At 72.1% G+C, this 23,845-nt stretch carries 19 protein-coding genes; 10 read left to right on the top strand and 9 right to left on the bottom strand.

The window, feature by feature from the left end; translation table 11 throughout:
• Positions 1 to 70: 70 nt before the first annotated feature.
• Together IM697_RS07320 and IM697_RS07315 are read right to left on the bottom strand one after the other, a co-directional pair.
• Positions 71 to 1,138, bottom strand: coding sequence for an esterase-like activity of phytase family protein (locus IM697_RS07320; RefSeq protein WP_194045811.1), 1,068 nt, complete (start codon positions 1,136 to 1,138; stop codon positions 71 to 73).
• A gap of 186 nt (positions 1,139 to 1,324) precedes the next feature.
• The gene (locus IM697_RS07315) at positions 1,325 to 2,155 is read right to left on the bottom strand and encodes a serine hydrolase (RefSeq protein ID WP_194045810.1); all 831 of its coding nucleotides are present in this window, start codon (positions 2,153 to 2,155) and stop codon (positions 1,325 to 1,327) included.
• A 461-nt stretch (positions 2,156 to 2,616) separates the two neighbouring features.
• Between IM697_RS07315 and IM697_RS07310 the strand changes: the two genes are divergently transcribed.
• The 3 genes from IM697_RS07310 (at position 2,617) to IM697_RS07300 (ending at position 8,430) form a co-directional block, all read left to right on the top strand.
• Positions 2,617 to 3,423, top strand: a complete 807-nt coding sequence (locus tag IM697_RS07310) for an endonuclease I family protein (RefSeq protein WP_194045808.1) — start codon at positions 2,617 to 2,619, stop codon at positions 3,421 to 3,423.
• Positions 3,424 to 3,487: 64 nt separating this feature from the next.
• A complete protein-coding gene (locus IM697_RS07305) occupies positions 3,488 to 7,135 on the top strand; it encodes a protein kinase domain-containing protein (protein ID WP_194045805.1) in 3,648 nt (1,215 codons plus the stop codon).
• Complete coding sequence (locus IM697_RS07300; protein ID WP_194045803.1) at positions 7,132 to 8,430, top strand: protein kinase domain-containing protein; 1,299 nt, start codon at positions 7,132 to 7,134, stop codon at positions 8,428 to 8,430. The genes IM697_RS07305 and IM697_RS07300 overlap by 4 nt, the downstream gene beginning before the upstream one ends.
• 9 nt (positions 8,431 to 8,439) lie before the next feature.
• Here IM697_RS07300 and IM697_RS07295 read toward each other — a convergent pair whose 3' ends face one another.
• Together IM697_RS07295 and IM697_RS07290 are read right to left on the bottom strand one after the other, a co-directional pair.
• The gene (locus IM697_RS07295) at positions 8,440 to 9,153 is read right to left on the bottom strand and encodes a hypothetical protein (protein ID WP_194045801.1); all 714 of its coding nucleotides are present in this window, start codon (positions 9,151 to 9,153) and stop codon (positions 8,440 to 8,442) included.
• A 15-nt stretch (positions 9,154 to 9,168) separates the two neighbouring features.
• Positions 9,169 to 9,813, bottom strand: a complete 645-nt coding sequence (locus IM697_RS07290; RefSeq protein WP_194045799.1) for a DUF7019 family protein — start codon at positions 9,811 to 9,813, stop codon at positions 9,169 to 9,171.
• Positions 9,814 to 9,966: 153 nt separating this feature from the next.
• On the opposite strand from IM697_RS07290, the gene IM697_RS07285 reads away from it, so the two are divergent.
• Positions 9,967 to 10,194, top strand: coding sequence for a hypothetical protein (locus IM697_RS07285; protein WP_194045798.1), 228 nt, complete (start codon positions 9,967 to 9,969; stop codon positions 10,192 to 10,194).
• Between the two features lie 11 nt (positions 10,195 to 10,205).
• On the opposite strand, the gene IM697_RS07280 is transcribed toward IM697_RS07285, so the two are convergent.
• Entirely contained in the window at positions 10,206 to 11,894 is a 1,689-nt protein-coding gene (locus tag IM697_RS07280) for a thiamine pyrophosphate-binding protein (protein ID WP_194045797.1), read from the bottom strand.
• A complete protein-coding gene (gene speB / locus IM697_RS07275) occupies positions 11,891 to 12,859 on the bottom strand; it encodes an agmatinase (protein ID WP_194045796.1) in 969 nt (322 codons plus the stop codon). The genes IM697_RS07280 and speB overlap by 4 nt, the downstream gene beginning before the upstream one ends.
• Positions 12,860 to 13,034: 175 nt before the next feature.
• Here speB and IM697_RS07270 point away from each other — a divergent pair, with 175 nt between their 5' ends.
• Together IM697_RS07270 and IM697_RS07265 are read left to right on the top strand one after the other, a co-directional pair.
• Complete coding sequence (locus tag IM697_RS07270) at positions 13,035 to 14,510, top strand: PucR family transcriptional regulator (RefSeq protein WP_194045795.1); 1,476 nt, start codon at positions 13,035 to 13,037, stop codon at positions 14,508 to 14,510.
• A 90-nt stretch (positions 14,511 to 14,600) separates the two neighbouring features.
• A complete protein-coding gene (locus IM697_RS07265; RefSeq protein WP_194045794.1) occupies positions 14,601 to 15,392 on the top strand; it encodes a phosphatase in 792 nt (263 codons plus the stop codon).
• 28 nt (positions 15,393 to 15,420) lie between these two features.
• Here IM697_RS07265 and IM697_RS07260 read toward each other — a convergent pair whose 3' ends face one another.
• Positions 15,421 to 16,287 carry an acyl-CoA thioesterase gene (locus tag IM697_RS07260; protein WP_194045793.1) on the bottom strand — a complete coding sequence of 289 codons (867 nt, stop codon included), beginning with the start codon at positions 16,285 to 16,287 and terminating at the stop codon, positions 15,421 to 15,423.
• A gap of 35 nt (positions 16,288 to 16,322) precedes the next feature.
• The gene (locus IM697_RS07255; protein ID WP_194045791.1) at positions 16,323 to 17,480 is read right to left on the bottom strand and encodes an acyl-CoA dehydrogenase family protein; all 1,158 of its coding nucleotides are present in this window, start codon (positions 17,478 to 17,480) and stop codon (positions 16,323 to 16,325) included.
• Between the two features lie 188 nt (positions 17,481 to 17,668).
• Here IM697_RS07255 and IM697_RS07250 point away from each other — a divergent pair, with 188 nt between their 5' ends.
• Complete coding sequence (locus tag IM697_RS07250) at positions 17,669 to 18,406, top strand: thermonuclease family protein (RefSeq protein WP_228044545.1); 738 nt, start codon at positions 17,669 to 17,671, stop codon at positions 18,404 to 18,406.
• Between the two features lie 202 nt (positions 18,407 to 18,608).
• Here IM697_RS07250 and IM697_RS07245 read toward each other — a convergent pair whose 3' ends face one another.
• Positions 18,609 to 19,205 carry an SACE_7040 family transcriptional regulator gene (locus tag IM697_RS07245; protein ID WP_194045789.1) on the bottom strand — a complete coding sequence of 199 codons (597 nt, stop codon included), beginning with the start codon at positions 19,203 to 19,205 and terminating at the stop codon, positions 18,609 to 18,611.
• Positions 19,206 to 19,309: 104 nt separating this feature from the next.
• Between IM697_RS07245 and IM697_RS07240 the strand changes: the two genes are divergently transcribed.
• The 3 genes from IM697_RS07240 to IM697_RS07230 are packed head-to-tail and all read left to right on the top strand — an operon-like array spanning position 19,310 to position 23,843.
• The gene (locus IM697_RS07240) at positions 19,310 to 20,926 is read left to right on the top strand and encodes a carboxyl transferase domain-containing protein (protein ID WP_194045787.1); all 1,617 of its coding nucleotides are present in this window, start codon (positions 19,310 to 19,312) and stop codon (positions 20,924 to 20,926) included.
• A gap of 20 nt (positions 20,927 to 20,946) precedes the next feature.
• The gene (locus tag IM697_RS07235; RefSeq protein ID WP_194049622.1) at positions 20,947 to 22,911 is read left to right on the top strand and encodes an ATP-binding protein; all 1,965 of its coding nucleotides are present in this window, start codon (positions 20,947 to 20,949) and stop codon (positions 22,909 to 22,911) included.
• Positions 22,908 to 23,843, top strand: coding sequence for a hydroxymethylglutaryl-CoA lyase (locus tag IM697_RS07230; protein WP_194045786.1), 936 nt, complete (start codon positions 22,908 to 22,910; stop codon positions 23,841 to 23,843). Before IM697_RS07235 ends, IM697_RS07230 begins: the two co-directional genes overlap by 4 nt.
• The last annotated feature ends 2 nt before the right edge of the window (positions 23,844 to 23,845 follow it).

The raw sequence follows: 23,845 nt of genomic DNA, 5'->3' as shown, positions 1-23,845 counted from the left end.
TCCTGATCTGCCGGAAGGCACCAACGCGAGGGGATCCGGATTTCATCCCTCCACGACAACCTGTGACCGGTCAGACACGAACCCGCAGGTGGTAGAAGCGGGTCGTCTGCACCGCGTTCTGGTTGTCGTCGCTGACGAGCAGCACCCTCAGGCGGCCCTTCGAGTACCCCGTGATCGCCATGCCCTCGATGTTGTCGAGCAGCGGGTTCGGCTGGGGCTGCTTGGCGGTGGCGCCGAGGGACGGGCAGTTCACGATGTCCGCGAGGAGGGTCTTCCTGATGAGCCGTACCCCGTCCTGACCGGTCAGGTTCTCGACGCCGCTGGTGTCTGTCGCGCGGCGCGGGTCGGCCAGGTAGAGGCGGACGGTGTTGCCGACGCCGGAGGTCCAGCCGCGCTCCAGAACGAGGAGGCGGCCGTCGGGGGTCGCCTGGACCTCGGGGACGCCGAGGCCGGTGTCGGCGCGGTAGGCGTACTGCCGGCCGAGCGCGAAGGGGCCGCCCGTGGGCCGGTTCCGCTGCCAGGTCTGGAAGCGGACGATCCCGGCGCTGTCGCCGCTCAGCGCGTACTCCATCGAGGCGAGCAGGGTACGGCCGCCCGGGAGCAGGGTCAGGCCCTCGAAGGTGCCGTTGGTGACGGCGCGGCCCGCCGGGGCGACCTTGAGCGCGTCCGGCACGGGCAGCCGGTCGAGGATCCGGCCGTCGCGGGAGTAGCGGCGTACGGAGGGCTCGGTCTCGGAGGAGACCAGCCGCGTGCGATCGCGGTCGATCACGAGCCCCTCGGAGTCGAGGGCGGCGCCGCTCTCGTCGGCGAGGGGGACGACGGCGTTCGGCGCGAGCGTCTTCGCGTCGAGGCTGAAGAGGGCGGACCGGTCGGAGAGGGCCACGAGGGATCCGTGGCGGTGGTGGTCCACGGCGAGCGCGGAGAAGTTGCCGACGAAGGTGTCGTCGTACGTCGTCTTGTCGAGCGCGTCGGAGAAGCGGTCGATGGAGACGGCGGGCGAACAGGCGTTGTTCCATGCGGCGTTGGCGGGCCCGGCGGCGGTCAGGCAGGTGGCCGCCGCCAGGGTCGCGGCGGCGGTCAGGCAGGTGGCCGCCGCCAGGGTCGCGGCGGCGGTCGCGAGTACGGTTCTCAGGCGCATGGGGGCACCGTAGGGCGGGTGGGTGACGCGAGGGGGTGTTTTGAGAGTCCAGTGCGGTGCCCGCGCCCGCCGCGGCAGCGGCTGTTGTCACAGCCGGTGCGTGCCCTCGGCGTGCCGGACGAAGGCCCTCGATGGGGGTCCCCCCGCCCGAGCGAAGCCGAGAGTGGGGGGAGGAGCTGTTACGGGTCAGCCTGCCGCCAGGTCGCGGTGGACGACCTCGGCGACGCCCTGGATGGTGGCGATGCCGTACTTCATGGTGCTGTTGTCCTGGGTGAGCACCGTGATCGTGTAGTCGTGGCCGCGGCCCTTGAAGGCACCGACGCTGTGCACCCGCCAGCCGTGCGTGGCTCGGGACAGCCAGCCGTTCTTGACGGCCACGGAGACGCCGGACGGCACTCCGTACGGTGTTCCCCAGCGCTGCGAGGGGACGACCTGGCCCATGAGCCCGCGGATGTGGGCGCGGGAGTCGGCGCTGAGCACCGCGTTCTCGCCGGTGATGAGACTGAGCAGCTTCTGCTCGTCGGTGACGGTGATCTGGGTCAGACCCCAGTGGCCGTTCCGGTCGGTCACGGTCCGGGTCATGTCGGCGGCGGCGAGGAAGCCCTTGATCTTCTTCATGCCGAGCTGCTTCCAGAGCGTGCGGGTCGCGGCGTTGTCCGACTTCACGATCATGGCCTTGCCGAGGGCGGCCTCACGGCGGGTGAGACGCCGGTCCTGTCTGCCGGCGTCCCACAGCAGCGCGGCCAGCACGGTGACCTTGACGACGCTGGCGGAGTCGAAGGCGGCGGTGGGCCAGAGCGTGCAGGTCGTGGACGTGGCCCGGTCGTGCACGCCCACCGCGACGGCACCCTCGCGGCGGGCGAGGACGGCGGTGATGTCCTTCTTCAGCCTGTCGGCGAGTCCGTCCTCGGCGGACGTACAGCTCACGGTGGATGGCGCCGGCGCCGGCGCCGCGGCGACCTCGACGGACGACGCGATGAGCACACCCGCCGCGACGAGCGCTCTCACATATCTCATGCCCTGTTGACTCGTGAGGCGGAAGGAAAGGTTGTACATGTATGGCGTGTTATGGGTGTGACGACGAGTAACGGCATGTTGACGGTCGTGGACCCGCTCCTTGCCGATTCACAGCCGGGATCCAGGCACGACACAGCCCGCACCCACCCCCGGCGCTCCCGGACAGGGCGCCGCGCTGGTCACTCCCGGCCCGGCGGCGGTATGGGCGGCGGCGCGAGCGAGTACGGCTCGACCTCGGACAGCGCCTCCCAGAACCACCAGTCCACCGTCTACCGCCTGGACCCGTCGGACGTCGGCTGACGGCTTTCGGCGTGTCAACTCGCGTAGCCGTGCCCGGTTTGCCGCTCCCCGTCACCCGATGGACACACACAAGTCCTCGACATGACTCCATGTCCATGTCACGCTCCCGATTGCCGCCTCCGTTCAACCCGCGTAGATCCTCGCGCAGATGGGAACCCCACATGCCGGCGACACACATACGCCACCACCGCTGGAAGTCGCTCGCGCTGGCGACGGCAGCCGTCCTGGTCGGTCTCACCCCGGCGCTGACGGCGACCCCGGCCGCCGCGACGACGACGGAGTACGACGACACGTACTACGCCGACGCGATCGGCAAGACCGGTACGGCCCTGAAGGACTCGCTGCACACGATCATCAGCGACCAGACCGCGATCTCGTACTCGGCCGTCTGGAACGCCCTGAAGGTCACCGACCAGGACCCGAACAACAGCAACAACGTGAAGCTGCTCTACAGCGGCATCTCCCGCAGCAAGTCCCTCAACGGCGGGGACTCCGGCGACTGGAACCGTGAGCACGTCTGGGCCAAGTCGCACGGCGACTTCGGCACCGCCACCGGCCCGGGCACCGACCTGCACCACCTGCGCCCCGAGGACGTCCAGGTCAACAGCATCCGCGGCAACAAGGACTTCGACAACGGCGGCAGCGGCTTCACCAACTCCGGCGGCAGCCTGACCGACTCCAACTCCTTCGAGCCGCGCGACGCCGTCAAGGGCGACGTGGCGCGCATGATCCTCTACATGGCCGTCCGCTACGAGGGCGACGACAGCTGGCCCGACCTGGAGCCCAACGACAGCGTCAGCAACGGCTCCAACCCCTACATCGGCCGCCTCTCCGTCCTCAAGCAGTGGAACGACGAGGACCCGCCGGACGCCTTCGAGGAGCGCCGCAACGAGGTCATCCACGACAGCTACCAGCACAACCGCAACCCGTTCATCGACCACCCGGAGTGGGTCGAGGCGATCTGGTAGCACCCCCCGGCCGGGGATCGTGGTCCCGGTTGTCAAATCCCTTGCCCCACGCCACGTTTGTCCCATGACACGAGTGGGCTGGCGGCGTGGGGCAGTGCTTCTCGGCCTCTACGAGGTGCGCGACGTCATCGAAAGCGGCGGCATGGGCCTGGTGTACCGGGTCCGGCACCGCCACTGGAACATGGATCTCGCGGTCAAGGTGCCCAAGCCCGAGCGGACGGGCACGGCCGTCGGGCGCGCCCGGTTCGAGCAGGAGGCGGGGACATGGGTCGGGCTCGGACCGCATCCGAACGTCGTCAACTGCGTGTACGTCCGCCGCATCGACGATCATCCGTGCGTGTTCGCCGAGTGGGTCGACGGCGGCTCGCTCGGGGATCTCATCCGGGACGGACGGCTGTACGCGGGCGACGGCGGCGGTGACGACGGCGGTGGCGGTTCCTGTGCCCGCGTGCTGGATCTGGCGGTGCAGACCGCCTGGGGCATTCACCACGCGCACCAGGAGGAACTGGTCCACCAGGATGTCAAACCGGCAAACGTCATGATCGACGTCGCCGACGGCTGGACCGCCAAGGTCACCGACTTCGGGATCGCCCGAGCCCTCGCCACCCCAGGGGACCACGCCGCCGGGCCGCCGGGGGTGAGCTACGGCGGGCTGACGCCCGAGTACTGCTCGCCGGAGCAGGCGCACGCCGCGGTCGGTGCGCGGGTCCGGCTCACCTCCGCGACCGACGTCTGGTCGTGGGCGCTGTGCGTGCTGGAGATGTTCACCGGCGGCAGGTACTGGCGGCACGGGCAGGCCGCGCCGGAGGTCCTCGCGGCGTTACGGGACGGACGGCTGCCGCAAGCATGTCCGATGCCGTCCGCGCTGGCGGATGTGCTGCGGAAGTGTTTCGCGGCCGAGCCGGTGAAGCGTCCGCAACACCTCGGCGAGCTGGCCTCGGCGGTGGCGGACATCTACGCGGACGTCGTCGGCACACCGTATCCGCGCCTCCCTCCGCAGGGTCCCGGGCTGCTCGCCGACGGGCTGTCCAACCGGGCGCTCTCGCTCCTCGACCTGGACCGGGCGGACGACGCTGAGGAGCTGTGGCGCCGGGCCGCGGACATCGACCCGCACCATCCGTCCACCGTCTACAACTGGGCCCTCCACCGCTGGCGGCAGGGCCGGCTCTCCGACGAGGAGGTGGTGGCGCAGCTCGACACGGCCCGGAACCTGGAAGGCGAGCGCTGGCAGGCGGACCACCTGCTCGGGCTCGTCCACATGGAGCGCGGTGCCGACGAGGCGGCCCGGGAGCTGCTGGCCGCCGCCCCGGACGTATCCGAAGTGGCGGTGGCCCGCGACGAGTTGGCGCGTCGCGCGCGACTCCCGGAGCCGGCCCGGCTGACCGGCCACCGCGGTGCGGTGACGGCCCTGGCGGTGGACGCCACCGGCCGGGTGGCGGTCAGCGGGGGCGCGGACGGGCGCCTGCTGGTGTGGGAGCCCGCCGGGCACCGCCGCCGGGCGGAGCTAGGCCCGCGGTCGGCCACCGCGCCGGCCGCCGTCACCGGCGTCGCCGTCTGCGGGGACGGCGCCATCGCGCTGGTGGCTCGTGGCGAGGGCCCCCTCGAGGTGTGGGACCTGACTCGACGGGTGCTGCTGCGCGAGCTCCCCGCTCCCCCGTCGTCCGCCACCGCGGTCGCGGTGAACCGCTCCGGCGCTGGCGTGGTGGCGTGTGACGACGGGCGATTCCAGGTGTGGGACACGCGCACCGGACGGCTGTTGCGGGACCTCACCCATCCGGCCACGCCGTACCAGAAGGGCAACCCGCTCACCGGCCGGGTGGATCCGGAGGTGCGCTACCGGCCCGCCCCGGTGCATGTCGTCGCGATCACCGAGGGCGCCGATCTCGTCATCACCGCCGCACCGCGCGACGGGAGCCTCGTCGTGTGGGACGTCGGGCGCGGTCGGCCCCGACACCAGCTGGTGCGGTCCAAGGACGGGTATCTCACCGGCATCGATGTGGTCGCGCCGGGCGCTGACGGCACGTACGCCCTGCTCGTGAACGGCTCGTCGCGGACGATGCACATCTGGGAGCCGCGGGACGACCGGACCCTGAGCACCGTGCCGACCGAGCTGAATCTGCACCAGATGGTCGCGGTGAGCGCCGACGGCCGGATCGCCGTTTCGGTCCCGCGCGGGAGCTACCGCCAGCAGCTGCGGGTGTGGGAGACGGGCTCGGGCCGGTGCCTGCGCACGATGGGCACCCGGCCCGAAGCGCTCGAAGACCCCGAGAACCCAGAGGACCCCGAGCACCCCGACGGCTTCGCGGCCCGTGAAGCCATGGCGCTCCTGGAGCAGCGGTGCGTGGCCATCAGTGGGGACGGCCGGATCGCGGTCCTGGGCGACGACCAGGGCGGCATCCGGGTCCACCACCTGCCGCCGCTCGGCTTCCGCGCGGGCTGGAGCTACGCCCGGCCCCGCGGTGCCAGCGCCCTCGACGACGGTGAGACTCAGGTCTCGCGCCTGGTCGAACGGGCGGCGCGGTTGGCCGAGGAGGGCAGGACCGCCGAGGCCGCCGCCCAGGTGCGGGCGGCGCGCGCCGTCCCCGGATACGAGCGCCACCCGGAACTGCGCGAGATCTGGGCCGAGTTGGGACGCCGGGCCGGAGGCGACAGGACCGGGCTGCTGGGGCTGTGGCTCCGTTACGACATGCGCGGCGGCACCTTCACCTTCACTCAGCGCGTCACCCTGGCGCTGACCCCCGACGGAGAACTGATGGTCACCGGCGGCGCCGACGGGTTCGTACGCATCTGGGAACTGCGGACGGGGCAGGGGCTGCACGCCTTCCCCGAACGGGCGGGCAAGCCCCACACGATCCTGCTCGCCGACGAGGGCCGCCTCGCCGTGACGGCCGACTGGTCGGGCACCGCGCACATCTGGGACCTCACGTCCGGGACCCGGCGGGGCGAGCTGTCCGGGGACCAGGGGCGGGTCAGGTGCGTCTCGGTGGACCGGTCCGGGCGGCACGCGCTGGTAGGCGACGACAAAGGGGCACTCTGCCTGTGGCGGCTGGACCCCGGGACCGCACCCCACCGGATCCGGACGATGCTGGCACACGACGGCCCCGTCAGGACCGTCCGGCTGAGCGACGACGGAAAGTACGCCGCGTCGGCCGGCAGCGATGACCGGGCAGCCGTTCTCTGGCGGACGGCCACCGGAGTGCCCCTGCTGCGCTTCCCCGGGAGCTTTCTGCCCACCCTGAGATTCGACGCGGCCGGCAGCCGCCTCTTCGCCACCAGCGACGACGGAGTGACGGTCTGGGACGTGCGGACACTGCGGAAGGTATGCACGAGACAGAGCTACCCCGAGCCGCTGGCCCTGAGCGCCGACGGCCGTGTCGCCGTGACCCGCGGGCTGGACACGGTCGACGTCTGGGAGACCGGGACCGGGCGTACGGTGTGCGAACTCCCGGTGCTCAGCGAGGTGTTCGATCTGAGTCCCGACGGCCGTTACGTGCTGACGGCCGGTTTCGACAAGGTACCGCGCCTGTGGGACGCCCGGACGGGAAGGTGTGTGCACGTCCTCGAACCGCACCCGTCGTTCGTCACGACGGTCGTCTTCACAGCCGATGGCCGCAACGCGGTGTCGGCCGACGCCCGCCCCGCGATCCGCCTGTGGGAGCTGGACTGGGACTACGACTTCACGGCGGGCGACGGCGCCGCGGAGCCCCGGTGACCGCGCAGGTGACCGTCGTCGTGATCGCGGGCGCCGAGGAAACGTCGTACGCCTACCGCGAGCGCACCACCTGCGAGGTGGGCCGCTCGGAACAGTGCGCCATCCGCATCGACGACCACCATCGCACCGTGTCCCGCCGCCACTGCCGCCTGGACATCGACCCGCCCCGCGTCCTGCTGCGCGACCTGGGCAGCAGCTACGGCACCCACGTCAACGGCGGACGGCTGGACCGCCTCACCGAGCACCAGGTCGCTTCCGGGGACGAGATCCGCATCGGGAGCGTCCGCCTGCGGATCACCACGACGCCGGAGCGTGTCCGGCCACGGAACGACGGACACGACGACCGCCACGCACACGACGACGACCACGACGGCGCCGACGGCTACGACATCCTGCGCGAGCTCGGCCGTGGTTCCCAGAGCATCGTCCACCTGGCCCGGCGCCGGGGCTCCGGTGAACTCGTCGCGCTCAAAAGGATCCTGGTCACAGGGCCGGTGGACGAGAGCGCGCGCTTCGCCTTCCGCCGCGAGCTGGCCACCATCCGGGCCCTGTGCCACCCCAACATCGTCGAGGTCCGCGACAGCGGCGACCGGCACGACCGATTCTTCCTCGCCTACGAGTACTGCCCGGGCGGCACCCTCGAACAACTGGCCGCCCGGCACGGCGGCCGGGTGCCGGCCGGCGAGGCCCTGCCGATCGTGCACCAGGTGCTCTCTGCCCTGGACCACGCCCACCGGGCACCGATACCCGGGACGCGCCGGACGGCCTGTCCGTCCACGGCCGGGACGTCCACGGCCGGGACGACCGCGCCCGCGACAGCCACCGTGACCCGCGGCCTGGTGCACCGCGACGTGAAGCCCGCCAACATCCTGCTGGGCGCGCCGGGAGCCGACGGTCGGCAGCGGGTCAAGCTGGCGGACTTCGGCCTGGCCAAGGCGTTCGAACTCGCGGGGCTCTCCGGGCACACCAGGACCGGGGCCATGGGTGGCACGATCCCGTTCACGCCCCGCGCGCAGTTGCTCGACTACAAGTACGCCGGCCCCGAGGTGGACGTGTGGGCGACGGCGGCCTGCCTGTACTGGCTGCTCACCGGTGCGACACCGCGCGACTTCCCGCCGGACCGGGACCCGGTCGCGATCGCCCTGCGCGAGCCGGTCGTGCCGGTCATGGACCGCGATCCGTCGGTCCCGCCCGGACTGGCCCGGGTCGTGGACGAGGCGCTGGTGGACACCCCGGCGATCGCCGTCCGCACGGCGCGGGAGCTGGCGCGGGCGCTGCGGGAGAACGCCGGATAGCCGTCGGGATCAGGTACCGCTGTCCTGGAGACGGGCCGTGCCGATGCGGGTGGTGAAGCCCGCACGGCCCAGTGGCTCGACGCGCCGGCCATCGTGGGCAAGGGCGCGCAGGGCGTCGTCGTGTGCGGCCCGTTCCTTGCGGGAGCAGCGGCTCCGGTCGACTTCGAGCGCGGCGAGGACCGGCGGGATGACATCGCGGAACTCGGCCGCGAGCCCCGCGATGTTCTTCTCGTAGTCGGGATCCTCCGGGTAGCTCAGTGCCACGGTGACGGGCGGCTCGCCCCGGAACCTCGCGGCGGCCAGGCGCAGCGACTCGGCCAGGTACTTGAGGGCGATCCGTATGTCGCCGCCCAGCGTCACGTTTCCCGGGTCCGGCTGGTAGACGGGCGGGGCGTCCTCGGGCACCACGTAACGCACCTGGACCCGGCAGTCCGGCAGCGTCATCAGCAGAGCGGGCCACCGCCCGCCGCCCTCGATGGTGAAGTCCGGGCGCTCCGCCCTCATCAGCAGGCGCGTCGCGGCCCGTTCGATCATCTGCACCGTCTCGGGCGGCAGATTGTCCGGGGTGTAGGGCCCTCGGCTGCGTCTGCGGAGCGCGTACTCCTCCATCACCGCCGTGATCCGCGCCCCCGACGCGTCGATGTCCAACGCCAGCGGATGCAGCGCCAGTTGTGTCATGGCGTCGCAGGCCGACAGGATCCGCTCCGACGTGGTGTCCCCCATCGCGGTCGCCTCCGTTCAGTCCACGAGCGCGACATACAGCGGGCTGGCCAGCAGGACCGCCATGTCGCCCTGGAGGGACAACTCCGGGTACGGGTGGGGGCCGTACAGCATCCGCTTGGCCACGAATTCCACGGTCTGCGTCGGACCACGCAGCACGGCATTGGCCTTGACGACCGTGGCCAGGGCGTCGGGGTCGGGGATGCCGTCCTGCTCGGTGAGGGCGGCCAACCGGTCGAGCAGCACGGGCGGCGTCGAAGCGCTCAGCGGCATGCCCTGTGACGGCTCGCCCGCGATGGTTCCCAGGACATGGCCGGTCGATCCGCCCACCCCCACGACCGTCCGCTCGGTGCGACCGCCGAAGTAGACCGTGTCGCCGGCGCCATCGCCGAGCGCGCTCCACTGCATGGGCATCACGCCCTGCACGTACTGCCCCGGTTCGTCCACGGTGCCGAGGTCGGCGTGGTCCTCCAGGTGACGCACCACACGCTCCAGACGCGTGACGCGATCGGTGTCGGCGGCCTCGACGGTGCGCTTCGCCCCCGCCATCGTCACGCCGACGCTGAATTCGGTGACGCGCTTGCGCGAGTACGCCGGATCGATCTGCGAGAGCAGCATGTCGACCTTGGCGTCACTGATGTACAGGTAATAGCGGACGGCCACACCCGCTCCCTCCGGCAAGACGACTCGCCCGGAGACTACCCCCATCCATCTTTTCGCCGTGGACGCGCCAGGGGCCCCGTCGGCCCCCGGCGCGCTCGGTCACCACCTGTGCAGCGGAATAACCTGCGCCGATCTGATGCCGTTGACCCAGCCGTGAAAAAGATCAGCGCGCTCGCCGCGTTCACCATGGCAGCCCTCGTACTCGCCGCTCCCGCCCACGCCGACGACGGCGACCGAAGGCGCATCAACATCGCCGGCTACTCCACCGCCAACCTCTGCAGGGAGGCACTCGCGCTCGTCCCGCTGGCCGCTCCGTGGACCGGCACCGCGGTGGACGAAGCCTGCTACGACCGCGACCACGTCCACTACACAGGCGACTAGGCCGCCAGGCATCACATCGTGAGGTGCGTCGGCGCGAACATCCGCAGCACCGCCGGGAGGACGACCACCGAGGGCCCAGGCGCCGACAGGGCCCTCGCCAGGTCCGCCTCCAGCGCCTCCGGCGTCGTACGCACCCCCGGCACCCCGAACGACTCGGCCAGCGCCGCATAGTCCGGCCGCGTCAGCTCCGTCGCCGTCGCCTCGCCGAAGGCGTCCGTCATGTACTCGCGCAGGATGCCGTAGCCGCCGTCGTCGACGATGAGCCAGGTGACGTTCAGGTCGTACTGGCGGGCCGTCGCCAGCTCGGCGACCGAGTACAGGGCGCCTCCGTCGCCGGACACCGCGAGGACCGGGCGGGTCGGGTCGGCGACCGCCGCGCCGAGGGCCGCGGGGAAGCCGTAGCCGAGGCCGCCGGCGCCCTGGGCGGAGTGCAGGAGGTTGGGGCCCTTCGCGTCGAAGGCCGACCAGGCCCAGTAGGCCAGGATGGTCATGTCCCAGAAGGACGGGGAGCCGGCGGGGAGCGCCTTGCGGATGGACCTCAGCACGCCCTGTTCCAGGGTGAGTTCCTGCGCGGCGATGCGCTCGGCGACCTTCGCGAGCAGCTCCCGGACCCGCTCCGGCGCGGACGGATCCGTGCGCTCCTCCACCGTCTCCAGCAGCGCCTGCAAGGCGAGCCGCGCGTCCGCGTGGATGCCCAGGGCCGGGTGGTTGGACTCCAGCTTTCCGAGGTCGGCCTCGATCTGCACGACCCGGCCGCGCGGCTTGAACGTGTGGTAGTTGGAGGACAGTTCGCCCAGTCCGGAGCCGACCACGAGGAGTACGTCCGCGTCCTCCAGGAAGTCGGTCGTGTACCGGTCCTCGATCCACGACTGGAGGGACAGGGGGTGCTTCCAGGGGAAGGCGCCCTTGCCGCCGGGGGTCGTGACGACGGGTGCCCGCAGGCGCTCGGCGAGCTGCTTCAGCTTGCCCGACGCGTCCGCCCGTACCACTCCCCCGCCCGCGATGATCGCCGGGCGGGCGGCGTGGGACAGCAGGTGGGCGGCCAGTGCGGTCAGTTCGGGGCGTGGGGGGAGTTCGTCCGGGAAGGCGTCGCCGCCCGTCACCACCGGGATCGACGTCTCGGCGAGCAGCACGTCCTGCGGGATCTCCACCCACACCGGTCCGTGCGGGGCCGTCAGCGCCGACTTCCAGGCCGCCTCGATGGCGGAGGGGATCTGGGACTGGGTGCGCACGGTGTGGACCGACTTCACCACGCCCCGGAACGACGCCGCCTGGTCGGGGAGTTCGTGGAGGTAGCCGTGGCGGCCACCGCCGAGCCCCGCCGTCGGGATCTGGCTGCTGATCGCCAGCACGGGGGCCGAGGCGGCGGCCGCCTCCTGGAGCGCGGCCAGCGAGGTCAGCGCGCCCGGTCCCGTCGACAGCAGCAGCGGGGCCGCCTCGCCCGTCATCCGGCCGTACGCGTCCGCCGCGAACCCGGCGTTGTTCTCCATCCGCAGTCCGACGTAGCGCAGGTCGGAGCGGCGCAGGGCGTCGAACATGCCCAGCGCGTGCTGGCCGGGCAGCCCGAACACGGTCGTCGCGCCGAGCCCGGCCAGCGTCTCCACGACCAGGTCTCCGCCCCTCCGGCCGGCCGGAGGGTTCAGGGCGGCGGCGGTCTGTGCCTCGGTCGGGCGGAGCACCAGGTCGTGGTCGTGTGTCACTTCGCGCGGGCCTTCGCAATCTGGCGGGACATGATGGTCGTCAGTTCGTACGCCGTGTGGGACGCGGCCACCGACGTGATCTCGGCGTGATCGTACGCGGGCGCCACCTCGACGACGTCCGCCGAGACCAGGTTGCAGGCGGCCAGCCCGCGCAGGATCTCCAGCAGCTCCCTCGACGTCATGCCGCCCGCCTCGGGGGTGCCGGTGCCGGGCGCGTGGGCCGGGTCGAGGCAGTCGATGTCGATGGAGACGTAGAGGGGGCGGTCACCGATGCGCTGGCGCAGCTGGTCGGCGACCTCGTCGGCGCCGCGGCGGTAGACGTCCGCGGAGGTGACGATGCCGAAGCCCATCTTCTCGTCGTCGGTGAGGTCCTGCTTGCCGTACAGCGGGCCGCGGATGCCGACGTGGGAGAGGGCGGAGGTGTCGAGAATGCCCTCCTCGACCGCGCGTCGGAAGGGCGTGCCGTGGGTGTACTCGGCGCCGAAGTAGGTGTCCCAGGTGTCGAGGTGGGCGTCGAAGTGGAGCAGGGCGACCGGGCCGTGCTTCTTGGCGACCGAGCGCAGCAGGGGCAGCGCGATGGTGTGGTCGCCGCCGAGGGTCATCAGGCGGGCACCGGTGCCGATCAGCTCGTCGGCGGCGGCCTCGACGGTCTCGACGGCCTCGTTGATGTTGAAGGGGTTCACCGCGATGTCGCCGCCGTCCGCGACCTGGGCGAGGGCGAAGGGGGAGGCGTCCTGCGCCGGGTTGTAGGGGCGCAGCAGCCGGGACGCCTCGCGGATCGCGTTGCCGCCGAAGCGGGCGCCCGGCCGGTACGAGACGCCCGAGTCGAACGGCACGCCGACCACGGCGACGTCGGCGCGGCCGACCTCGTCGAGGCGCGGGAGCCGGGCGAAGGTCGCGGGGCCCGCGTACCGCGGGATGCGGGAGGAGTCGACGGGGCCGCGGGGCGTCTCGTTGCCGGTCATGGAGTTCGCCTTCTTTCTGATGCGGGTACGGCCGCGTCGGTCGGCCTCGTCATCAAGGAGACGGCGATGCACGCGGCGAGGGAAGACAGCGAGGACTGACCCTAGGTGGCCGGAAAGCGACCGTGAAGTGTACTTTTCATCCATATCATCAGCTCTGGGTGGAGGGAACGTACACATGCCGGACCCGACCGTTCCGCCCACTCCGCCGGTGCCGCTCTCCGCGCTCCTGGCCCGCGAGGACCTGGGTCTGCGCCAGGTCGCCGGGCCGTCCGACCCCGGCATCGTGATCCACTGGGCGCACACCTCCGAGATGGCCGACCCGTATCCGTATCTGCTGGGCGGGGAGCTGCTACTGACGGCCGGGGTGCACATCCCGGAGGCGGCGGGGGCGGCGGGGTCGGGGACGTACTTCGACGACTACGTGTCGAGGGTCGTCGCGGCGGGCGGCGCGGCCCTCGGCTTCGGTCTCGCGCCCGTGCACGACACGATGCCGCGCGCGCTGGTCGAGGCGTGCGACACCTATGGGCTGCCGCTGCTCGAGGTCCCGCCCCGGACCACCTTCTCGGGGGTGGCCCGCGCGGTCTGGCAGCTGATGGCGCAGGCCCGGCATGCCGAGCTGCGCCGGGTGACGGAGACCCAGCAGAGCCTGGCGGCGGCGGCCTCGCGTCCGGACCCGGTGCGGGCCGTGCTGCGCCGGCTCGCCCAGCGGATGGGCGGCTGGGCGGTGCTGTACGGGCCGGAGGGGGCGCGGATCGCGTCGGCGGGTCGGGGGCCGGACGAGACGGCCCGGGGGTCGCTGGCCGCGCTCGCGGAGGTCGTACGGCCCTCCAGCCCAGGGACTCCCACCTCCGCCACCGACTCCGCCGCCGGCAGCCACCTCGCCGCCTATGCCCTGGGCGCCGGCCAGGACTTCGTGCTCGGGGTCGCCGCCCCGCACCGCGAACCCGGCGACCACACCATCGCCTCGGTGGCCGCGGTGCTGCTGTCCCTGCTCACCGGCGAGCAGCAGAGCGGTTCGGGCGCGGCCCGCTCGTCGGCGCTCGTACGGCTGCTGCTGGGCGCCGAACCGGAGGCGGTGGCGCCGCTGCTGGGGCCCGGCCGGCGGTTCGTGGTCCACGGCCGGCCCGACGCCCAGCCCTGCGATCCGGTGGCGGCCGCCGCACTGGGCGCGGCCCTCGGCTCCCCGCTGGTCGACCTGGCGCAGGACGTCGTACGCGTCCTCGTCCCGGCGGACCGCGAACCGGCCCCGCAGCCCGGCTGGACGCTGGGCGTCAGCGCACCGGCGACCGCGCCGGACTGGCCGGCGGCGGACACCCAGGCGGCCCGGGCCCTGTCCCGCGCCCGAGCCACCCGCACTCCCCTCTACCGGCACGGCGCCCGCCGCCCGGCCCTCACCGACCTGCTCTCCCCCGGCGATGCGGAAGCCCACGCCCGCACGCTCCTCGCGCCCCTGACGGCCCCTCTCACCGAGACCCTGCGCACCTGGCTCTCCCTGCACGGCAGCTGGGACCGCACGGCGGTGGCGCTGTCCGTCCACCGCAACACGGTCCGCCAGCGGATCGCCCGTTGTGCGGCGCTGCTCGACACGGACCTGGACGACCCGGACGTACGCATGGAGCTGTGGTTCGCCCTGCGCCACATCGAGCGGTGATGCGGTGATGCGTTGATCCGCACAGTGACCCACGTCGCACGCGCCCCGGAGTCGGCCGTTCCCACAGTTGTCTGCCTCACAATGGGAACCATGCCGATACCCGGGACACCCAGCCGCGCCGAGCTCGTCGACCACCTCGTCAGAACCCGTATCGCGGGTGATGTCGCCACTCCCCGCGAGAACAACCTCTCCCACTACCGCAAGCTGGCGAACGGCGACCGCCACTACTGGCTGGGCCTGGAACTCGGCGACCGCTGGACCGACGAGCAGGACGTCCTCGCGGTGATGGCGGAGCGCGTCGGTGTGAACGACGACGCGGAGCACCGGCACGGCCAGGACACCATCGACCCCGAGCTGACGGTCGCCGCGCTGGAGCGGATGGCGGCCCGGCTGCGCAAGGCGGCGGACGGCGGCCAGCGGGTGCTGTTCGCGACCGGGCACCCGGGCGGGCTGCTGGACGTGCACCGTGCGACGGCGGACGCGCTGCGCGCGGCGGGCTGCGAGATCGTCGTGATCCCGGAGGGCCTGCAGACCGACGAGGGCTATGTGATGCAGTTCGCGGACGTCGCGGTCCTCGAACACGGCGCCACCCTCTGGCACACCCACTCCGGGGAGCCGATGAAGGCCATCCTCACCGGGCTCGAGCGCGCGGGACGCCCGCTGCCGGACCTGGTCGTGGCCGACCACGGCTGGGCGGGATACGCCGGTCAGCACGGCATCGACTCCGTCGGATACGCCGACTGCAACGACCCGGCGCTGTTCCTGGCGGAGTCGGAGGGCACGGTGCAGGTGGTGGTGCCGCTCGACGACCACGTGGTCAGCCCCCGCTTCTACGACCCGATGACGGCGTATCTGCTGCGGGAGGCGGGGCTGGGCGAGTGAGGGGTCGCACCCGCCCCGGGGGTGACCGTCAGCGTGGGACCCGGACCACGCCCTCCTGGATGACCGACACCGCGAGCTGTCCGTCCTGCGTGTAGATCCGGGCCTGTCCGAGCCCCCGCCCGCCGTACGCCGACGGCGACTCCTGGTCGTACAGCAGCCATTCGTCCGCGCGGAACGGGCGGTGGAACCACATCGCGTGGTCCAGGGAGGCGCCGACGACGTCGCCGACCGCCCAGCCGCCGCGGCCGTGCGCGAGCAGCACGGAGTCGAGCAGGGTCATGTCGGAGACATAGGTGGCGAGCACGACGTGCAGCAGGGGGTCGTCGGCGAGCTTGCCGTTGGTGCGGAACCAGACCTGGGAGTGCGGTTCGCGGGGCTCGCCGAACCTCCCGTACGGCGGCTCGTCGACATAGCGCAGGTCGACCGCCTGGCGGGCCTCCAGGAACCGCTCGACGACCGCCGGGTCGAGGTGGTCGTAGCCGCGCAGCCGCTCCTCGGAGGTGGGCAGCGTCGCCGGGTCGGGCGCGGGCGGCATCGGGGCCTGGTGGTCCAGGCCCTCCTCGTACGTCTGGAAGGACGCCGACAGCGCGAAGATCGGCTTGCCGTGCTGGACGGCGACGACCCGGCGGGTGGTGAAGGAGCGGCCGTCGCGCATGCGGTCGACGTTGTAGACGATGGGCGCGCCCGGGTCGCCCATGCGCAGGAAGTACGCGTGCAGGGAGTGGGCGGGCCGCTCCGCGGGGACCGTGCGGCCTGCGGCGACCAGCGCCTGGGCCGCGACCTGTCCGCCGAAGACCCGTGGGACGACGGCGGAGCGGGACTGGCCGCGGAAGATGTCCTCCTCGATCTGCTCCAGGTCGAGCAGATCGAGGAGACCCTGAAGTGCCTGGTTCATGGCACCTTTTCTATTGGCGGGTGGTTGCAGAAGCCTTACAGGCCCATGTCCTTCGCGATGATCGACTTCATGATCTCGCTGGTGCCGCCGTAGATGCGGTTGACGCGGTTGTCCGCGTACAGGCGGGCGATCGGGTACTCGTTCATGAAGCCGTAGCCGCCGTGCAGCTGGAGGCAGCGGTCGATCACGCGGTGCGCGACCTCGGTGCAGAAGAGCTTCGCGGAGGCGGCCTCGGCGGGGGTCAGCTCACCGGCGTCCAGCGCCTCCAGCGCGCGGTCGGCGACGGCCTCGGCCGCGTCGACCTCGGCCTGGCAGGCGGCCAGCTCGAACTTGGTGTTCTGGAAGCTGGCGACCGGCTTGCCGAAGACGGTGCGCTCGGTCACGTACTGCTGGGCGAACCGCACGGCGGCCTTGGCCTGGGCGTAGGCGCCGAAGGCGATGCCCCAGCGCTCGGAGGCCAGGTTGTGGCCGAGGTAGTAGAAGCCCTTGTTCTCCTCGCCGAGGAGGTCCTCGACCGGGACCTTGACGTCGACGAACGCCAGCTCGGCGGTGTCGGAGGTCTTCAGGCCGAGCTTGTCGAGCTTGCGGCCGACGGAGTAGCCCTCGGACTTGGTGTCCACGGCGAACAGGGAGATGCCGTGGCGGCGGTCCTCGGCGCTGGGCGCGTCGGTGCGGGCGCAGACGATCACGCGGTCGGCGTGGACGCCGCCGGTGATGAAGGTCTTGGCGCCGTTGAGGACGTAGTGCGTGCCGTCTTCGGAGAGCTTGGCGGTGGTCTTCATACCGGCGAGGTCGGAGCCGGTCCCCGGCTCGGTCATCGCCAGCGCCCACATCTCCTCACCGGAGACGAACTTCGGCAGGAACCGCTTCTTCTGCTCGTCGGTGGCGAGCATCTTGATGTACGGCAGGCCGAGCAGCACATGCACACCGGAGCCGCCGAACTGCACACCGGCGCGTGCGGTCTCCTCGTACATCACCGCCTCGAACTTGTACGAGTCGATGCCGGCGCCGCCGTACTCCTCGTCGACGCGGATGCCGAAGACGCCGAGCTCGGCGAGCTTGTAGTAGAAGTCGCGGGGCGCCTGGCCCGCCGCGAACCACTCGTCGTAGACCGGGACGACCTCGGCCTCGATGAAGGCGCGGATGGTCTCCCGGAACGCCTCGTGATCCTCGTTGAACACCGTACGGCGCACCGCCGCCACCTCCACACGTCCATGTCTAAGCGCTTGCTCACCTACCGTACCGGCGAGTATCCACAGGCGTCCAGGGGTCAAGGTCCGTAACGCTCGTCACGCTCGCGCCCGGCAGTATCCCGCGTCGCGGCAGGGCCGGGACAGTGCTCTACTGGAACAGCGGAACCGCTCGCCCTCCGGGGGTCGCCATGCGCCACCTCAGCCGCTCCTGGGCCATCCCTCTCGTGATCACCCTCGGCCTCCCGGCCCTGGGCGGCGTCGGAACACGCGGCGATCCACCCGACCCGCCGAAGGCCTCCTCACCAACGGTGGTGGTACACCGCGTCATCGACGGCGACACCCTCGACGTGCGCGGCGACGGCCGTATCGTGCCGAAGGACACCGTGGTCCGCGTCCGCCTTCTGGAGATCGACACGCCTGAGCGCGGCGCCTGTTACGCGAAGCCCGCCACCGCCCGCACCCGTGCGCTGCTGCCGCAGGGCAGCACCGCGCACGTGGTACGCGACGACCAGCTCAAGGACCGCTACGGCCGCTACCTGCTGTACCTGTGGAACGACAAGGACGTCTTCGTCAACAAGTCCCTCGTCCGCTCGGGTCACGCCGAGGCGGTCCTCTTCCAGCCCAACGACAAGTACTGGTCCACGATCTCTAGGGCCGAGAAAGACGCCCGTCGAGCCGGCGCCGGACTGTGGAGCGCGTGCACCGGGGCACCGAAGCCCTCGGCCACCCCGAAGCCCACGGACACACCGCCCCCATCCCCACCCCCGCCCACGACCGGCCCGGCGAACCCCGGCCTGCCGCCCGGTCCCCCCGCGGGCGTCCCCGACGTGGACTGCGCGGACCTGCCGGGCCCCGTCTGGGTCGGCTCGGACGACCCACACCGGCTCGACCGCGACGGCGACGGGATCGGCTGCGAGGCAGGCTGAGTGTGACCGCCCGGGCCGCCCACCGCCATCCGCGAGCCGGCGGTGGCCCAGCCGGTCGCCACGGCCGCCGCCCCGAACGCCCCCCGGGCCATCCGATGCAGCAGCACCGCCGTGACCCCTCGCCCCGGCAGCGAACCCGACCGCCCCAGATGCGGGGACGGGATCGGCTGCGAGGCAGGGTGAGTGAGACCGCCCGAACGGCTCACTCCACCCCGGCCGCCCCGAACGCCCCCCGGGCCATCCGATGCAGCAGCACCGCCGTGACCCCTCGCCCCGGCAGCGAACCCGGCCGCCCCAGGTGCGGTGTCGAGTTCAGCAGCCCGAACACCGAGTGGACCGCCGAGCGGGCCGTCGGCTCCGTCAGGTCCGGGTACACCTCGCGCACCACCTCCACCCACAGCTCGACGTACTGCCGCTGCAGCTGCCGTACGAGCTTGCGGTCGCTGTCGCGCAGGCGGTCCAGCTCGCGGTCGTGCAGGGTGATGAGCGGGCGGTCGTCGAGGGCGAAGTCGATGTGGCCCTCGATGAGGGAGTCGAGGACCGTCTCGGCGGGCACCCCGTCGGCCTCCGCGAGGCGCCGCTTCGCGCCGGTCAGGAGCTGGCCGCTGATGCCGACCAGCAGCTCGGCGAGCATCGCGTCCTTGCCGGCGAAGTGCCGGTAGAGACCGGGGCCGCTGATGCCCACGGCGGCGCCTATCTCGTCGACGCCGACGCCGTGGAAGCCGCGCTCGGCGAAGAGCCGTGCGGCCTCCTTGAGGATCTGTTCGCGGCGGGTGGGGGCGTCGGTTCTCGTGGCCATGAAAGCAATTCTAGACAGGGAGGTTAGCGGTCGTTAACCTGGAGGAAATGGTTAACGCTCATTAACACGTCCAACAGGCGATCACTTGGTGAGGGGACCGCAGGATGCATGAGGCACCGGAGCTTCACAGCGCGGCTGATCCCGCGTCGGAGGCCTTTCGGGCCAACGAGGAGGCCCACCGGGCGCTCGTCGAGGAGCTGCGCGGCAAGCTCGCCGCGGCCCGGCTCGGCGGCGGTGAGAAGGCCCGCGCCCGGCACACCGCGCGCGGCAAGCTGCTGCCGAGGGACCGGGTGGACACCCTCCTCGACCCCGGCTCGCCCTTCCTGGAGCTGGCGCCCCTCGCCGCCGACGGGCTGTACGACGGCCAGGCCCCGGCGGCCGGGGTCATCGCCGGGATCGGCAGGGTCAGCGGGCGCGAGTGCGTGATCGTCGCGAACGACGCCACGGTCAAGGGCGGGACGTACTACCCGATGACCGTGAAGAAGCACCTGCGCGCGCAGGAGGTGGCCCTGGAGAACCGGCTGCCGTGTCTGTATCTCGTCGACTCCGGCGGGGCCTTCCTGCCGATGCAGGACGAGGTCTTCCCCGACCGCGAGCACTTCGGACGGATCTTCTACAACCAGGCCCGCATGTCGGGCGCCGGGATCCCGCAGATCGCCGCCGTGCTCGGCTCGTGCACGGCCGGCGGCGCCTACGTCCCCGCGATGAGCGACGAGGCCGTCATCGTCCGGAACCAGGGGACCATCTTCCTGGGCGGCCCCCCGCTGGTGAAGGCCGCCACCGGCGAGGTCGTCACCGCTGAGGAGCTGGGCGGCGGCGAGGTCCACTCCCGCGTGTCCGGCGTGACCGACCACCTCGCCGAGGACGACGCGCACGCGCTGCGGATCGTGCGGAACATCGTCGCCACCCTCCCCGCGCGCGGGTCGCTGCCGTGGGAGGTCCAGCCCGCCGTCGAGCCCAAGGTCGACCCCCACGGCCTCTACGGCGCCGTCCCCGTCGACTCCCGCACCCCCTACGACGTGCGCGAGATCATCGCGCGCGTGGTCGACGGCTCCCGCTTCGCGGAGTTCAAGGCCGAGTTCGGGCAGACCCTGGTCACCGGCTTCGCCCGCGTCCACGGCCACCCGGTCGGCATCGTCGCCAACAACGGCATCCTGTTCTCCGAGTCCGCCCAGAAGGGCGCCCACTTCATCGAACTGTGCGACCAGCGCGGGATCCCGCTGGTGTTCCTGCAGAACATCTCCGGCTTCATGGTCGGCAAGGACTACGAGGCCGGCGGCATCGCCAAGCACGGCGCCAAGATGGTGACGGCGGTGGCCTGTACGAGGGTCCCGAAGCTGACGGTCGTCGTCGGCGGCTCCTACGGCGCCGGGAACTACTCCATGTGCGGGCGGGCGTACTCGCCCCGCTTCCTGTGGATGTGGCCCAACGCCAAGATCTCGGTCATGGGCGGCGAGCAGGCCGCCTCGGTCCTCGCGACCGTCAAGCGCGACCAGTTGGAGGCGCGCGGCGAGGACTGGCCGGCCGAGGCCGAGGAGAGCTTCAAGGCGCCCGTCCGGGAGCAGTACGAACGCCAGGGCAACGCCTACTACGCCACCGCCCGCCTCTGGGACGACGGCGTCATCGACCCGCTTCAGACCCGGCAGGTGCTGGGCCTGGCACTGACCGCCTGCGGCAACGCGCCTCTGGGTGAGCCCCAGTTCGGCGTCTTCCGGATGTGAGGGGGATTTCGAGGATGACCATGTTCGACACCGTGCTCGTGGCCAACCGGGGCGAGATCGCCGTACGGGTGATCCGGACGCTGCGGTCGCTGGGCGTGCGCTCCGTGGCCGTCCACTCCGACGCGGACGCCGACGCCCGCCATGTGCGCGAGGCCGACACGGCGGTACGGATCGGTCCGGCGCCGGCGGCCGAGAGCTATCTGTCCGCGGAGCGCCTCCTTGAGGCCGCCGCCCGCACCGGCGCCCAGGCCGTCCACCCCGGCTACGGCTTCCTCGCGGAGAACGCCGGCTTCGCGCGCGCGTGCGCCGAGGCGGGGCTGGTCTTCATCGGGCCGCCCGCGGACGCCATCTCCCTCATGGGCGACAAGATCCGCGCCAAGGAGACGGTGCGGGCGGCGGGCGTGCCGGTGGTGCCCGGCGGCCGTGACCCCGAACTCGCCGACGCGGCCCGCGAGCTGGGCGCCCCCGTGCTGCTCAAGCCCAGCGCGGGCGGTGGCGGCAAGGGGATGCGGCTGATCCGGGACCTGTCGGTGCTGGAGGACGAGATCGCCGCCGCCCGCCGTGAGGCCCGCGCCTCCTTCGGTGACGACACCCTCCTCGTCGAGCGGTGGATCGACCGGCCCCGGCACATCGAGATCCAGGTCCTGGCCGACGGCCACGGCAACGTCGTCCACCTGGGCGAGCGCGAGTGCTCGCTGCAACGCCGGCACCAGAAGATCGTCGAGGAGGCGCCCAGCGTGCTCCTCGACGAGGCCACGCGCGCGTCGATGGGCGAGGCGGCGGTGCAGGCGGCCCGGTCCTGCGGCTACCGGGGCGCGGGCACGGTCGAGTTCATCGTGCCGGGCGGGGACCCGTCCTCGTACTACTTCATGGAGATGAACACCCGCCTCCAGGTGGAACATCCGGTCACCGAGCTGATCACGGGCGTGGACCTGGTGGAGTGGCAGTTGCGGGTGGCGGCGGGCGAGCCGCTCGCCTTCGCGCAGGACGACCTCCGCCTCACCGGCCACGCCATCGAGGCCCGCATCTGCGCCGAGACGGTGTCCGTCAAAGAGGGCTCGCGCGGCTTCCTGCCCTCCGGCGGCACCGTCCTGAAGCTGCGCGAGCCCCAGGGCGACGGCATCCGCACCGACTCCGGGCTCAGCGAGGGCACGGAGGTCGGGAGCCTGTACGACCCGATGCTGTCCAAGGTGATCGCCCACGGCCCCGACCGCGCGACCGCGCTCAGGAAGCTCCGGTCGGCTCTCGCGGAGACGGTGACGCTGGGCGTGCCGACGAACGCCGGGTTCCTGCGGCGGCTGCTCGCGCATCCGGCGGTCGTGGCAGGCGAGTTGGACACGGGGCTGGTCGAGCGCGTCGTCGACGACCTGGTCCCCACCGACGTACCGGAGGAGGTGTACGAAGCCGCGGCGGCCGTACGGCTGGAGGCGCTGCGGCCTCGCGGCGGCGGGTGGACCGATCCGTTCTCCGTGCCGAGCGGCTGGCGGCTGGGCGGCGAGCCCAGGCCCGTCGGCTTCCCGCTGCGGATCACCGACCCCGTGGAGTACGTCCCGCGCGGCTCCGCCACCGTCACGGACGACCGGGTGGCCGTCACCCTCGACGGCGTCCGCCACACCTTCCACCGCGCCGCCGACTGGCTCGGCCGCGACGGCGACGCCTGGCACGTGCGCGACCACGACCCGGTCGCCGCGTCCCTGACCGGGGCCGCGCACGCCGGCGCCGACTCGCTCACCGCGCCCATGCCCGGCACGGTCACCGTGGTGAAGGTCGCCGTCGGGGACGAGGTGGCCGCCGGTCAGAGCCTGCTGGTCGTCGAGGCGATGAAGATGGAGCACGTCATCTCCGCCCCGCACGCCGGCACGGTCGCCGAACTGGACGTCACACCCGGCACGGCGGTCGCCATGGACCAGGTCCTGGCGGTCGTCACACCCGCGGAGGCATCCGCGGATGCACCCGTGGAGGCATCCGTGGAGGAGGAGCGATGACCCTGCCCATGGCCGTGCCGGCCGCGGATCTGCCCGCCCGGGTCCGCATCCACGAGGTGGGCGCCCGCGACGGACTGCAGAACGAGAAGTCGACCGTCCCGACCGAGGTCAAGGCGGAGTTCGTGCGCCGCCTCGCCGACGCGGGGCTCACGACGATCGAGGCCACCAGCTTCGTCCACCCCAAGTGGGTGCCCCAACTCGCGGACGCCGAGCAGCTGTTCCCACTGGTCAGCGGCCTGGAGGGGGTACATCTGCCCGTCCTGGTCCCCAACAGCCGCGGCCTGGACCGCGCCCTGGCGCTGGGCGCCCGCCGGGTCGCCGTCTTCGCCAGCGCCACGGAGTCCTTCGCCAAGGCCAACCTCAACCGCACGCTGGACGAGTCGCTGGCGGTCTTCGACCCGGTGGTGCGGCGCGCCAAGGACGAGGGGCTGCATGTGCGCGGCTACGTCTCCATGTGCTTCGGCGACCCCTGGGAGGGCGCCGTCCCGCTCCACCAGGTCGCCCGCGTCTGCAAGGCCCTCGTGGCGATGGGCTGCGACGAGCTGAGCCTCGGCGACACCATCGGCGTCGCGACACCGGGACACGTACTCGAACTGCTCTCCCTCCTCAATGAGCAGGGAGTGCCGACGAACGTCCTCGGCGTGCACTTCCACGACACCTACGGCCAGGCCCTCGCCAACACCTACGCCGCCCTGCAGCACGGCGTCACGACGATCGACGCCTCCGCCGGCGGCCTGGGCGGCTGCCCGTACGCCAGGTCCGCCACCGGCAACCTCGCCACCGAAGACCTCCTGTGGATGCTGCGGGGCCTCGGCATCGACACCGGAGTCGACCTCGACCGCCTCGTCGCCACGAGCGCGTGGATGGCCGAGCAACTGGGCCGACCCAGCCCGTCCCGCACCGTCCGAGCCCTCTCCCACAAGGAGCAGTGAAC

The sequence above is a fragment of the Streptomyces ferrugineus genome (genome assembly GCF_015160855.1).
Taxonomy (GTDB): Bacteria; Actinomycetota; Actinomycetes; order Streptomycetales; family Streptomycetaceae; genus Streptomyces; species Streptomyces ferrugineus.
Note: the sequence above shows the minus strand (reverse complement) of the source record. Positions and strands in the feature narration are given on the sequence as shown.

Coding starts and splice junctions, on each gene's coding strand:
- IM697_RS07305 (WP_194045805.1), top strand. CDS start 3,488: ATGACACGAGTGGGCTGGCGGCGTGGGGCAGTGCTTCTCGGCCTCTAC.
- speB (WP_194045796.1), bottom strand. CDS start 12,859: ATGACCGGCAACGAGACGCCCCGCGGCCCCGTCGACTCCTCCCGCATC.
- IM697_RS07250 (WP_228044545.1), top strand. CDS start 17,669: ATGCGCCACCTCAGCCGCTCCTGGGCCATCCCTCTCGTGATCACCCTC.
- IM697_RS07230 (WP_194045786.1), top strand. CDS start 22,908: ATGACCCTGCCCATGGCCGTGCCGGCCGCGGATCTGCCCGCCCGGGTC.
- IM697_RS07270 (WP_194045795.1), top strand. CDS start 13,035: ATGCCGGACCCGACCGTTCCGCCCACTCCGCCGGTGCCGCTCTCCGCG.
- IM697_RS07320 (WP_194045811.1), bottom strand. CDS start 1,138: ATGCGCCTGAGAACCGTACTCGCGACCGCCGCCGCGACCCTGGCGGCG.
- IM697_RS07265 (WP_194045794.1), top strand. CDS start 14,601: ATGCCGATACCCGGGACACCCAGCCGCGCCGAGCTCGTCGACCACCTC.
- IM697_RS07315 (WP_194045810.1), bottom strand. CDS start 2,155: ATGAGATATGTGAGAGCGCTCGTCGCGGCGGGTGTGCTCATCGCGTCG.
- IM697_RS07245 (WP_194045789.1), bottom strand. CDS start 19,205: ATGGCCACGAGAACCGACGCCCCCACCCGCCGCGAACAGATCCTCAAG.
- IM697_RS07260 (WP_194045793.1), bottom strand. CDS start 16,287: ATGAACCAGGCACTTCAGGGTCTCCTCGATCTGCTCGACCTGGAGCAG.
- IM697_RS07235 (WP_194049622.1), top strand. CDS start 20,947: ATGTTCGACACCGTGCTCGTGGCCAACCGGGGCGAGATCGCCGTACGG.
- IM697_RS07240 (WP_194045787.1), top strand. CDS start 19,310: ATGCATGAGGCACCGGAGCTTCACAGCGCGGCTGATCCCGCGTCGGAG.
- IM697_RS07310 (WP_194045808.1), top strand. CDS start 2,617: ATGCCGGCGACACACATACGCCACCACCGCTGGAAGTCGCTCGCGCTG.
- IM697_RS07295 (WP_194045801.1), bottom strand. CDS start 9,153: ATGGGGGACACCACGTCGGAGCGGATCCTGTCGGCCTGCGACGCCATG.